General features: G+C 41.9%; 10 protein-coding genes. 5 read left to right on the top strand and 5 right to left on the bottom strand.

The window, feature by feature from the left end; all coding sequences use genetic code 11:
* Positions 1-60: 60 nt before the first annotated feature.
* Positions 61-918, top strand: a complete 858-nt coding sequence (locus D7D50_RS06435; RefSeq protein ID WP_023027070.1) for a metallophosphoesterase — start codon at positions 61-63, stop codon at positions 916-918.
* Positions 919-976: 58 nt separating this feature from the next.
* Here D7D50_RS06435 and D7D50_RS06430 read toward each other — a convergent pair whose 3' ends face one another.
* The 3 genes from D7D50_RS06430 to D7D50_RS06420 all read right to left on the bottom strand — a co-directional run bounded on the left by D7D50_RS06430 (position 977) and on the right by D7D50_RS06420 (position 5,028).
* On the bottom strand, positions 977-1,645 hold the full coding sequence (locus tag D7D50_RS06430) for an MIP/aquaporin family protein (RefSeq protein ID WP_023027071.1): 669 nt from the start codon (positions 1,643-1,645) through the stop codon (positions 977-979).
* A 120-nt stretch (positions 1,646-1,765) separates the two neighbouring features.
* The gene (locus D7D50_RS06425; RefSeq protein WP_023027072.1) at positions 1,766-4,450 is read right to left on the bottom strand and encodes a cation-translocating P-type ATPase; all 2,685 of its coding nucleotides are present in this window, start codon (positions 4,448-4,450) and stop codon (positions 1,766-1,768) included.
* A gap of 194 nt (positions 4,451-4,644) precedes the next feature.
* Positions 4,645-5,028, bottom strand: a complete 384-nt coding sequence (locus D7D50_RS06420) for a YwiB family protein (protein WP_120701764.1) — start codon at positions 5,026-5,028, stop codon at positions 4,645-4,647.
* Positions 5,029-5,138: 110 nt separating this feature from the next.
* Between D7D50_RS06420 and D7D50_RS06415 the strand changes: the two genes are divergently transcribed.
* From D7D50_RS06415 to D7D50_RS06400, 4 genes are read left to right on the top strand one after another with little or no spacing between them, the layout of a single operon-like run.
* Positions 5,139-6,449, top strand: a complete 1,311-nt coding sequence (locus D7D50_RS06415) for an HD domain-containing protein (protein WP_048688696.1) — start codon at positions 5,139-5,141, stop codon at positions 6,447-6,449.
* Positions 6,439-7,248 carry a sugar-phosphatase gene (yidA, locus tag D7D50_RS06410; protein WP_120701763.1) on the top strand — a complete coding sequence of 270 codons (810 nt, stop codon included), beginning with the start codon at positions 6,439-6,441 and terminating at the stop codon, positions 7,246-7,248. The genes D7D50_RS06415 and yidA overlap by 11 nt, the downstream gene beginning before the upstream one ends.
* A complete protein-coding gene (locus D7D50_RS06405; protein WP_120701762.1) occupies positions 7,248-8,462 on the top strand; it encodes an aminoacyltransferase in 1,215 nt (404 codons plus the stop codon). The genes yidA and D7D50_RS06405 overlap by 1 nt, the downstream gene beginning before the upstream one ends.
* Before the next feature lie 8 nt (positions 8,463-8,470).
* Positions 8,471-9,646 (top strand): aminoacyltransferase, encoded by a 1,176-nt coding sequence (locus D7D50_RS06400; RefSeq protein WP_120701761.1) that lies wholly within the window; start codon positions 8,471-8,473, stop codon positions 9,644-9,646.
* Positions 9,647-9,720: 74 nt separating this feature from the next.
* Here D7D50_RS06400 and tpiA read toward each other — a convergent pair whose 3' ends face one another.
* Complete coding sequence (tpiA, locus tag D7D50_RS06395) at positions 9,721-10,479, bottom strand: triose-phosphate isomerase (protein ID WP_120701760.1); 759 nt, start codon at positions 10,477-10,479, stop codon at positions 9,721-9,723.
* 164 nt (positions 10,480-10,643) lie between these two features.
* Complete coding sequence (tuf, locus tag D7D50_RS06390) at positions 10,644-11,840, bottom strand: elongation factor Tu (protein ID WP_023023854.1); 1,197 nt, start codon at positions 11,838-11,840, stop codon at positions 10,644-10,646.
* Positions 11,841-11,929 lie beyond the last annotated feature (89 nt).

Here is an 11,929-nt window from a genome sequence, read left to right as displayed (position 1 = left end):
TAGATTTGTTACATGTTGGTTAACTTTCTTTTTCTTATCAACTTGTGATACACTAGTGATATGACACGTATTGGTTTTATGAGTGACCTGCACCTGGATTCCAATCAGTTTGGCGAGGTCGAACGCATGCAACTCCTTCAGGTCCTACAAGAAGAACAGATTGATCACCTTCATCTAGCTGGTGACATTTCCAATAACTTTAAGCAGATGAGTCTCCCCTTTATTCAGGAGCTCCAAACCCAGCTCCCTGTTTCCTTTAATCTGGGCAATCACGATATGTTATACCTCTCAGAGGAGGAAATCCATCAGTATGATTTTCAAGTCCAGACCTTTGGAGATAGCCATTTAGTCAGTCTTGCTGGTTGGTACGATTATAGCTTTGTCCCTGAAAAGAGCAAGGAGGTCCACCTACGTACCAAAAATACTTTCTGGTTTGATCGAAGATTGGAACGTCCCTTAGACGACCCAACAATCACGCAAGAAGTTCTCTCCCAATTGGATCAGGTACTAGCTTCTTTAGATGGTAGAATCATCGTCGCTCTTCACTTTGTTCCCCACAAGGATTTTCTCGTTAGCCACCCCTACTTTCAGAAATTCAATGCCTTCTTAGGTAGTCAAGCTTTTCATGATCTCTTTGTAAAACATGGGGTAAGAGATGTGATCTTTGGTCACTTGCATCATCGCCATTCTTCCAGAGTCATCGATGGCATTCACTATCACATGCGGCCCCTTGGCTATATTCGAGAATGGCAATTGACGGAGGATTTTTTCAAGTCCTTCCCTCAGTACAAGATTTCCCAAATGTATCGCCTTCATAAACGCTACAATGCTGTGAAGGGCTTACCTGAATTTCATCAATACAAAAGACAACATTTAGCAAATGAATTTCGTCAAGCTTTAACCATCCTTGACTGCTAAAAAAAATAAAAAGATTTCGATCCCATAAGGAGTCGAAATCTTTTTTCGTTAAAATAGCTTATTCTTCTGTTTCAAGGAGATTCTTTGCAACAAGAGCTGCCAAGATACCACCAACGATTGGAGCAAGGATAAAGATCCAAATTTGTTGAAGAGCTGCACCACCTACAAAGAGAGCAGGAGCCAAGCTACGAGCTGGGTTAACAGAAAGTCCTGTAATATTCAAACCAACAAGAATGATCAAGGTCAAGCTCAAACCGATCACAAGACCAGCGATTTTACCATTTCCTTTAGAAGCTGATGTCACTGTCATAATGACCAAGATAAAGATAAAGGATGCAATCACTTCGAACAAGAAACCGCCAAATGGGGTTACTCCTTTAGCCAAGGCATTTTCACCAAGACTAGCTGTTGACATACCTGAATTGGACAAAAGGAAGAAGACAGAAGCAGTCGCAAGGAAAGCTCCCACTACTTGCGCTACAATGTAGTTGACCAAGTCTTTAGATGACAAGCGTTTGTTGACAAACATAGCAATAGAAACAGCTGGGTTCAAGTGGGCACCGGAAACAGTCCCAATAGAGTATGCAGCTGCAACAATTGACAAACCAAATGCCAAGGCAATTCCTAGATGCCCAAGACCTTCAGTTCCATTTCCAAAAACAACAGCGCCAGTCCCGATAAAGACAAGCATAAATGTGCCGATTACTTCAGCAAAAAACTTTTTCATAATATAGTTTCCTTTCTTCAAACTGTCGTCTAGTTTATCAAAAATCAATTCTGGACTCAAGAAATATGCCCAGACATTTCTGCACACAAAAAAAGCCATCCGAAGATGACTTTTCAATGCTTAAATAGCGTTTTTATCCTTACCGAGTGCACGTTGGACGGCTTTGACAATTTCAACAAGAACCACAATCATAATTGCACCTACAGCAACCACCAACCATTGCGTCAAACTCAAGTTTGAAACATGGAAGAGTTTATTAAATCCAGGTACCATAATGGTTGCCATTAAGAGAATAAAGGCTACTGGGATAGACCAGTTAAAGGTCTTGTTCTTGAAGAGTCCCACTTTAAAGATCGATTGATAGACCGATTTCACGTTAAAGGCATGGAGCAATTGGATTAAACCGAGAGTTGCAAAGGCCATAGTAAGGGCATCCGCATGGATTTCTGCGTGACTCTGGTGCTCTGGGAAAAGAATTGCCCATCCGTATACGCCAAGTACCAAGATAGTTTGGAAGATTCCTTGATATAGGATGGCTCCAAAGACCCCACCGTCAAAGAAGTTGGACTTACGTCCACGAGGTTTGTGGGTCATGACACCTGGCTCAGCTGGTTCCACACCAAGAGCGATAGCTGGTAGGGTATCTGTTACCAAGTTAATCCATAATAGATGCACTGGTTGAAGAACGTCCCAACCAAAGAGGGTTGCAAAGAAGATAGTGAAGACCTCAGCCATATTAGCAGACAAGAGGTATTGGATGGATTTTTGGATATTGGAGAAGACCTTACGTCCTTCTTCAACTGCTACGATAATGGTTGCGAAGTTATCATCGGCAAGGACCATATCAGAAGCTCCCTTAGAAACCTCTGTACCAGTAATCCCCATACCGATACCAATATCAGCAGTCTTAAGTGATGGAGCATCGTTGACCCCGTCACCAGTCATGGCAACAACCTTGCCTTCTTTTTGCCATGCTTTCACAATCCGAACCTTGTGCTCAGGCGATACACGCGCGTAAACAGAGTATTGCTTGAAGACTTTTTGGAATTCTTCATCAGTGAGTTCATTCAACTCAGCACCAGTGAAGACATGGTCTTCTGTATCATTTGGATCGATGATTCCAAGACGTTTGGCGATAGCTTCCGCTGTATCTTGGTGGTCACCAGTAATCATGATTGGACGAATGCCTGCCTCCTTAGCGACACGAACAGCTTCTGCAGCTTCTGGACGTTCAGGGTCAATCATGCCGACCAAACCAGAGAAGATAAGGTCAGATTCAACAATTTCAGATTCCAAGGTTGGAATTTCATTGCTTGTCTTATAAGCCATCATCAAGACACGAAGGGCTTGTTTGGCCAAGTCTTTGTTGGTAGCAAGGATAGCTTTCTTATCTTCCTCTGTGATTGGGCGAACTTCCCCATTGACTTCAATACGAGTCACACGTTTGAGCAATTGGTCAGGGGCACCCTTCACAGCGATAAAGTAAGAGCCATCAGCTTCCTTATGAATGGTAGACATGAGTTTCCGGTCTGAGTCAAATGGCAATTCAGCCACACGTGGCTCATCCTTCAAGACTTCACGGACGTCGAAATTGTGGTCCAAACCAAACTGTACTAAAGCAGTCTCAGTTGGATCCCCAATCAACTTACCAGCTGGGTCCACCTTGGTATCATTGGCAAAGTTCATGATACGAAGCGTATTGTTGCTAGCAGCAATTTCTGCTGCCGAGCTTTGCAATTGACCGTTGGTATAAACCTTCTCAACCGTCATTTGGTTCATCGTCAAAGTACCTGTTTTATCAGATGCGATGATTTCTGTTGAACCAAGCGTTTCAACCGCTGGTAATTTACGGACGATGGAATTCCGTTTTGCAAGGGTTGTCGTTCCCAAAGAGAGAACGATGGTGACAATAGCAGGAAGTCCTTCTGGAATAGCCGCAACCGCAAGGGCTACCGCCACCATCAAACCTTCTAATGGATGTTCACCACGAACAAAGACACCAACCAAGAAGGTAATCACTGCAATCACAACTATTAAGTAAGTCAAAGTCTTAGACAATTGAGTCAAGCTTTGCTTCAACGGTGTTTCCGTTTCGTCTGCATTGGCCAACATGTCCGCAATCTTACCAACTTCTGTATACATACCAGTGTTGGTTACGACACCAATACCACGACCGTAAGTTACGTTAGAGTTTTGGTAAGCCATGTTAACACGGTCCCCGATACCAGCATCTGCTTCAACAAGTCCTGTCACATCTTTTTCAACTGGAACAGACTCCCCTGTAAGAGCTGCTTCTTCAATTTTAAGGGAAGCTGCTTCAAACAAGCGCATATCAGCAGGCACCACATCTCCCGCTTCTAGCAAGACGATATCCCCAGGCACCAGTTCTTTTGAGTCAATCTCAATAACATGACCATCACGACGAACACGGGCCATGGGGCTAGACATATTTTTCAGAGCTTCAATGGCCGCTTCAGCTTGCCCCTCTTGGTAAACCCCAAAGGCAGCATTCAAGACAACAACAGCTAAGATGATAATAGCATCTGTTAAACCATCCATCCCTTCTGTAATCACAGAAAGTGCCGCTGCCGCTAGCAAGATGATAATCATCAAATCCTTAAATTGATCAAGGAATTTAGCTAGTAGGCTACGTTTCTCACCCTCTTCTAACTCATTACGACCATAAGTCGCTAAGCGTTCTTGAGCTTGAGCAGTTGACAAACCTTCGATAGATGAGTCCAATTTCTTTAGGACTTCTTCTGCGGTTTGAGTGTAAAACAAGTCTTTATTTTGTTCTTTTGACAAAACAGTCTCCTCCTTTTTTGGCCTCTTTTTACAAAAAAGAGACCTGTTTTTTAAAAAAACAAGTCTCGCTGTTTAATATAGTGCCGGAAATAATTCGTAATGACGACACTATCGCGGGAAATCCGCCAGCTACTCCCTTGAGTGGTTTCATTATACCACAACTCGTAAAAAAATCAAGAAAAACTACTGATAAACTAGTCTTCCCAAGTCAATTCTAAGTGATAGGTAGCGAATTGCTGACTTTCATCTGCCGTCAACAACTGATAGGACAAACCAAGCTTATTTTGCTCTAATGCATATTCCTTGGTATCAATCACAAATTGCTGCATGCCTTGGGGAGTCGGAATAAGTGCATGGCCTTTCTCTGAAGCCATAAATTTCATGATGGATTTTGGAGTTGAGAAGCGAGTCATGGTCAATTCTTGATCATGGAATTTCAAAGCTACTTTTTCTCCTTCTTCGTTGACGTAAAGCAGATAGTGATAGCCACCCTTTTCCTTCCATTCCCCTTCGTAATATTGATCCATCACTTCGAGTTGATCATCAAATTGAATCTGATTTTGTATTCTAATTTTCAAAAGTTCCCATCCTTTCCCTCTTTCCTTTATTTTACCAAAAACTTCTTTCTTTTTCCTATTGCAACCATCTCTCGATACCAATTTAGGCCGTTTTCTGCTATAATAGAGGCATGAATGAAAAAGTATTTCGGGATCCTGTGCACAACTATATCCACGTGGATCACCCAGTCATTTACAAGCTCATTAATACAAAAGAATTTCAACGACTACGTCGCATCAAACAGTTGGGAACCTCTGGGTTTACCTTTCATGGGGGCGAGCATAGTCGTTTTTCGCACTGTCTAGGAGCCTACGAAATTGCTCGTCGTATCTTATCTATCTTTGATGAGAAATATACCGACCAATGGGACTCGAGTGAATCCCTCCTTACCATGGTTGCAGCCTTGCTCCATGACATTGGACACGGGGCCTATTCACATACCTTTGAAGGACTATTTGATACAGATCATGAAAAAATGACCCAGGAAATCATTACCTGTCCTGAAACGGAAATCTACCAGATTTTAATTCAAGTAGCTCCAGATTTCCCTCAAAAGGTTGCCAGTGTTATCGACCACACCTACCCTAATAAACAAGTGGTGCAGTTAATCTCTAGTCAGATTGATGTCGATCGCATGGATTACCTTCTACGAGACGCCTACTTCACTGGTGCCTCTTACGGAAACTTTGATTTAACTCGTATATTGCGCGTTATTCGTCCAGTAGAAAATGGGATTGCTTTTCAGGTCAATGGGATGCATGCAGTTGAAGATTATGTTGTTTCTCGTTACCAAATGTATATGCAGGTCTACTTTCACCCAGCTACTAGAGCAATGGAAGTCCTATTACAGAACCTACTCAAGCGAGCACGTCATCTCTATGCTACGCACAAGGAGTTCTTTCACGCGACTTCACCTCGCTTGATTCCATTCTTTGAACACCAAGTGAACCTTGCCGATTACTTGGCTTTGGACGACGGCGTCATGAATACCTATTTTCAATCTTGGATGGAGAGTCCTGATTCTGTTCTCTCTGATTTGGCCCAGCGTTTTATCAATCGCAAGGTTTTCAAATCCATTCTCTTTCAAGATAAGGATGAAAAACAATTAGCTGCTCTCAAACAACTGATTCAAGAGGTTGGTTTTGATCCAATCTATTATACAGCTATCCATCGAAACTTTGACCTTCCTTACGACGTTTACCGACCAGATTCAGAAAAACCTCGTACTCAAATTGAGATCATCCAAAAGGATGGTAAATTAGCTGAGCTATCCCTACTCTCTCCTATCGTTGCTTCCTTAGCTGGTAGTAGACAAGGGGATAACCGCTTCTATTTCCCGAAAGAAATGTTGCTTGAAAATAGCTTGTTTACACCTCAACTACAATTATTCCAGTCCTATATTATCAACGATACCTTCACAGGAGAGAAACATGAACATTAAACTTGTTGCCCTGGATATCGATGGAACCCTTTTAACATCAGACGGCCAAGTAACCCCCGAAGTTTTCCAAGCTATCCAAGATGCCAAAGCTCAAGGGGTTCATGTTGTCTTAGCAACTGGTCGTCCTCGTTCTGGTGTCCTTCGATTGTTGGAGGAACTTCATTTGGATCAACCAGGTGACCTCGTCATCACCTTCAATGGGGGACTGATTCAAGACGCCCACACTGGTGAAACTCTCTATGAAGAACACCTCTCCTACAACGATTATTTGGATATTGAAGCGCTAGCTCGTAAGTTAGCTGTTCCTATGCATGCTAGTACCAAGTCTGGCATTTATACAGCTAATCGTAACATTGGTACCTATACCGTCCATGAAGCCAAATTGGTCCACTCGGATCTTTTCTATCGGACTCCTGAAGAAATGGAGCATCATACGGTTCTCAAGTGTATGTATGTCGACGAACCGGAAGTCTTAGAAACGGTCCTCTCCGCTATTCCGGATAATTTTTACGACCGTTTTACGATTGTGCGTTCCGCACCTTTTTACCTTGAGATTTTACCTAAGACAGTAAATAAAGGTCAAGCTCTCTTACAGTTAGCGTCCAAGTTAAACCTAAGTCCAGACCAAGTGATGGCGGTCGGAGATCAAGAAAACGACCAGGCCATGCTAGAGGTTGCTGGTCTCCCTGTAGCAATGGACAATGCCAGTCCTGAATTAAAAAAGATCGCTAAAGTCATCACGCGCTCCAACGATGAGTCGGGTGTCGCTTACGCCCTTAGAAAGTGGGTACTCCATTAATGTATAGTTATAAAATCGGTATTACAGCCGAAGAACATGATGAATTCGTTAAAAATAGCCCCCAGACCAATTTGCTTCAAAGCTCAGATTGGGCAAAGATCAAAGATAACTGGGGCAATGAACGCCTTGGGATTTACCAAGATCAAAAACTAGTTGCAGTTGCAAGTATTTTAATCCAACCACTCCCACTTGGTTTTACTATGCTCTATATCCCACGTGGACCTATAATGGATTACCAAAATAGCGAATTAGTGGCCTTTATGCTCCAATCCATCAAAACATATGCTAAAAGCAAGCGAGCTGTTTTCGCCAAATTTGATCCCTCTCTTTTCCTAAGAAAAGGGTTAATTGGCCAAGAGGCAAAAGATCAAGAGGCTACTTTAGCGATTATCCAATCTTTAAAAGAATGTGGAGTGGAATGGGTTGGTCGGACGGAAGATATGGGGGAAACCATTCAACCACGTTTCCAGGCCAATATCTACAAGGAATACTTCACAGAGGACCAACTGTCTAAATCCACCAAGCAAGCCATTCGGACCGCCCGAAATAAAGGAGTCGAAGTCATCTTTGGAGGCACTGAACTCTTAGACGAATTTGCAGCTCTAATGAAAAAAACAGAGGCTCGTAAAGGTATCCATCTTCGTGGAAAAGACTATTATGAGAAACTGCTAACAACCTATGCAGGGCAATCTTACATCACTCTATCAAGAATTAACTTGGCTCAACGCCTTGCTTCACTCAAAGAACAACTGGAAAAAAACCAAGCAGAAGCTAGTCGTTTTAACGAAAAAACAAAACCAGGGAAGATCGATAATAACCGTCAAGAAAAAGAACGTTTGGAAGAAGAAATCCAATTTCTCAATCAAGAGCTAAAAGCTGGACATGAGACTGTCTCTCTTTCTGGAACCTTAACTCTTGAATTTGGAGGCACTTCAGAGAATGTCTATGCAGGGATGGATGAGAACTTCCGCCGTTATCAACCAGCTATTTTGACTTGGTATGAAACAGCCCAGCATGCCTTTGACCGTGGAGCTGATTGGCAAAATATGGGAGGAGTTGAGAACCATTTAGATGGAGGACTCTACCACTTCAAGTCAAAATTTAATCCAATGATCGAAGAATTTGTTGGCGAATTCAACCTCCCAACAAGTATTCTTTATCCCCTTGTTAACAAAGCCTACCAATTACGAAAAAAACTAAGAAATAAACAGTAAGGTGACCTATGACATTCAATATTATTAGTAGGGAAGAATTTTACCAACACTCTCTCACTACTTCCAATCACTCTTTTTTACAGAGTATTGAAATGGCTGATTTGCTTCAAAAAAGAGGCGCAACTATCCAATATATTGGATGGGAAGAGCAAGGAACATTAGCTATCTCTGCCATTTTATATAGTCTACCCATGACGGGAGGCTTGCATTACGAAATCAATAGTGGACCAATCGTGACGGATGCTCGCTACCTACCAGATTTTTATAAAGCATTACAGGATTATGTAAAAGAAAATGGTGGTATCGAATTTATTTTAAAACCTTATGACCACTATCAAGTTTTCGATAGCAATGGAAACCCGACCGAAGAAGAGCAAAAACAACTTCTCCATTCATTACTGGATCTTGGCTATCAATTTGATGGCTTACAAGTAGGCTATCCAGGAGGAGAACCTGTTTGGCATTATCTGAAGGACCTAACTGATTATGATGCGAAATCTCTCCTAAAATCCTTCAACAAAAACTGTAGCCGTAATATTACCACTGCCCTTAACTATGACATTTCCATCCGAAATATTAGTAGAGATGAAATCCCTCAGTTTAAACAAATTATTGAAGAAACTGGAAAACGTCAAGGATTTGAAGACAAGAGTCTAGACTACTACTACGATCTCTATGATACCTTTAAGGAAAATGCCGAATTTCTCATTGCTGAAATCAATACAGCTGATGCACTTGCTTACTTAGACCAGAAGATTTCCTTGCTCAATCCTTCATCGAAACAATATGAGCAACAGCTGCAAAAATTAGAGAAACAAAAGACAATTGTCCGAGAGACCTTGGCTGATGAAACTGCTGAAACTGTTCCTTTGGCCTGCGCCCTCATCATCTATAATCCATCAGAAGTGACCTATTTATTTGGTGGTTCGTATACCAAATATCAGAAATTTTCTGCCGCCTTCTTGATTCAATACCATGCAATGAAGCGCGCACTAGAAAAAGGAATCACCTTATACAATTTCCTAGGCATTCAAGGAATCTTTGACGGCTCAGACGGTGTTCTTCGTTTCAAACAAAACTTCAACGGATATATTGTCCGTAAGATGGGAACCTTCCGATATTACCCAAATCCTCTGAAATTTAAAACCTTGTCCTTGATCAAACGAATCTTAGGACGTTCATAAAAAAGAAAACCAGCCTTCTAGCTGGTTTTTTCATATGAAAAAGACGAGAAGTCTCTCGCCTTTTTTATTCTGCATTAGTTTACGAAGTTCAACAATGCCAAGAAGCTTTCTGGATCAAGTGATGCACCACCAACAAGAGCTCCATCAACATCTGGACAAGCCATGTATTCTGCAACGTTTTCAGGTTTCACTGAACCTCCGTATTGAACACGTACATTATCAGCTACTTCTTGACCAAAGTCAGCTGCTACAACGTCACGAACCACTTTACACATTTTTTGTGCGTCGTCTTGTGAAGCTGATTTACCAGTACCGATAGCCCAGATTGGCTCATAAGCGATTACAGATGCAGCAACTTGCTCAGCTGTCAATCCAGCCAAAGCAGCAGAAACTTGAGCACCTACGAATTCAGCAGCTTTTCCTGCTTCGTAAGTTTCAAGTGACTCTCCACAACAGATGATTGGAAGCAAACCATTAGCAAAGATAGCTTTTGCTTTTTTGTTGATATCTTCATCAGTTTCATGGAAGTAGTCACGACGTTCTGAGTGACCGATCACGACGTAATCAGTACCGATTTCTTTCAAAACTTGTGGGCTAGTTTCACCAGTGAAGGCACCAGCGTTTTCAAAGTAGCAGTTTTGAGCAGCAACTTTAAGGTTTGAACCTTTAGCAGCAGCAAGAACAGTTGTCAAATCAAGGGCAGGAACAGCAATCCCAGCTTCAACAAGATCAGATGAAGGAAGTTTTGATGCTACTGCTTCAACGAATGCTTTTGCTTCTTCTGGGTTTTTGTTCATTTTCCAGTTACCAGCAATAAATGGTTTACGTGACATTTCACATACCTCGTTTTTCTAATTTTATACTAACTATTTTACCATAATTTTCGTCATAATGAAAGGATGCACAAACCCATTTTACTTTTTAGCATAATAAAAACCCCGTCTTCACGGGGTTTTTTGTCTGTCTATATAATTGTTAATCTGGGAACTAGATCGAATTAAGCTTCGATTTCAGTAACCATACCTGAACCAACAGTACGTCCACCTTCACGGATAGAGAATGTAGTACCTTTTTCAACGGCGATTGGGTGGATCAACTCAACGTCGATAGTCACGTTATCACCAGGCATTACCATTTCAGTTCCAGCAGGAAGTTCGATAGATCCAGTTACGTCAGTTGTACGGAAGTAGAACTGTGGACGGTAGTTGTTGAAGAATGGAGTGTGACGTCCACCTTCTTCTTTAGTAAGGATATAAACTTCACCTTTGAATTTAGTGTGTGGGTTGATTGAACCTGGTTTAGCAATAACTTGTCCACGTTCGATTTCATCACGTTGGATACCACGAAGAAGCACACCAACGTTGTCCCCTGCAAGACCTTCGTCAAGTTGTTTACGGAACATTTCAACACCAGTAACAACCGCTTTTTGGATTTTTTCTTTAATACCAACGATTTCGATTTCGTCGTTGACTTTAACGATACCGCGGTCGATACGTCCTGATGCTACAGTACCACGTCCAGTAATTGAGAATACGTCTTCGACTGGAAGAAGCAATGGTTTGTCAGTATCGCGTTCTGGTTCTGGGATGTACTCATCAACAGTGTTCATCAAGTCCATGATGATGTCTTCATATTTAGAGTCACCTTCAAGAGCTTTAAGAGCTGAACCTTGGATAACTGGAAGGTCATCACCTGGGAAATCGTATTCTGAAAGAAGGTCACGGATTTCCATTTCAACCAACTCAAGCAATTCTTCATCGTCAACCAAGTCAACTTTGTTCATGAAGACGATCAAGTGTTTAACACCAACCTGACGTGAAAGAAGGATGTGCTCACGAGTTTGTGGCATTGGTCCGTCAGTTGAAGCTACTACAAGGATAGCTCCGTCCATTTGAGCGGCACCAGTGATCATGTTTTTAACGTAGTCCGCGTGTCCTGGAGCGTCGATGTGAGCATAGTGACGTTTTTCAGTTTCGTACTCAACGTGCGCAGTGTTGATGGTGATACCGCGTTCGCGTTCTTCTGGAGCAGCATCGATAGACGCATAGTCTTTTGGTTGGTTAACTGATGAAGGCAAGCGACGTGCCAAAACAGTTGTGATAGCTGCAGTTAGGGTAGTTTTACCGTGGTCAACGTGTCCGATAGTACCAATGTTAACGTGTGGTTTACTACGATCGTATTTTTCTTTTGCCATTTGAGTAAAAGCCTCCAATAAAATATATTTTATAGATAGACAGTAGGCAATACAGTCTAACTTTCCTTACTATTCTATCTAATTTTAGA

Source organism: Streptococcus koreensis (genome assembly GCF_003627135.1).
Taxonomy (GTDB): Bacteria; Bacillota; Bacilli; order Lactobacillales; family Streptococcaceae; genus Streptococcus; species Streptococcus ilei.
This window is presented reverse-complemented; position numbering and strand designations above follow the sequence as displayed.

What these genes read in the sequence shown, in the direction of transcription:
- tpiA (WP_120701760.1), bottom strand. Translation starts at nt 10,479, where the DNA reads ATGTCACGTAAACCATTTATTGCTGGTAACTGGAAAATGAACAAAAAC.
- D7D50_RS06400 (WP_120701761.1), top strand. Translation starts at nt 8,471, where the DNA reads ATGACATTCAATATTATTAGTAGGGAAGAATTTTACCAACACTCTCTC.
- yidA (WP_120701763.1), top strand. Translation starts at nt 6,439, where the DNA reads ATGAACATTAAACTTGTTGCCCTGGATATCGATGGAACCCTTTTAACA.
- tuf (WP_023023854.1), bottom strand. Translation starts at nt 11,840, where the DNA reads ATGGCAAAAGAAAAATACGATCGTAGTAAACCACACGTTAACATTGGT.
- D7D50_RS06435 (WP_023027070.1), top strand. Translation starts at nt 61, where the DNA reads ATGACACGTATTGGTTTTATGAGTGACCTGCACCTGGATTCCAATCAG.
- D7D50_RS06430 (WP_023027071.1), bottom strand. Translation starts at nt 1,645, where the DNA reads ATGAAAAAGTTTTTTGCTGAAGTAATCGGCACATTTATGCTTGTCTTT.
- D7D50_RS06415 (WP_048688696.1), top strand. Translation starts at nt 5,139, where the DNA reads ATGAATGAAAAAGTATTTCGGGATCCTGTGCACAACTATATCCACGTG.
- D7D50_RS06405 (WP_120701762.1), top strand. Translation starts at nt 7,248, where the DNA reads ATGTATAGTTATAAAATCGGTATTACAGCCGAAGAACATGATGAATTC.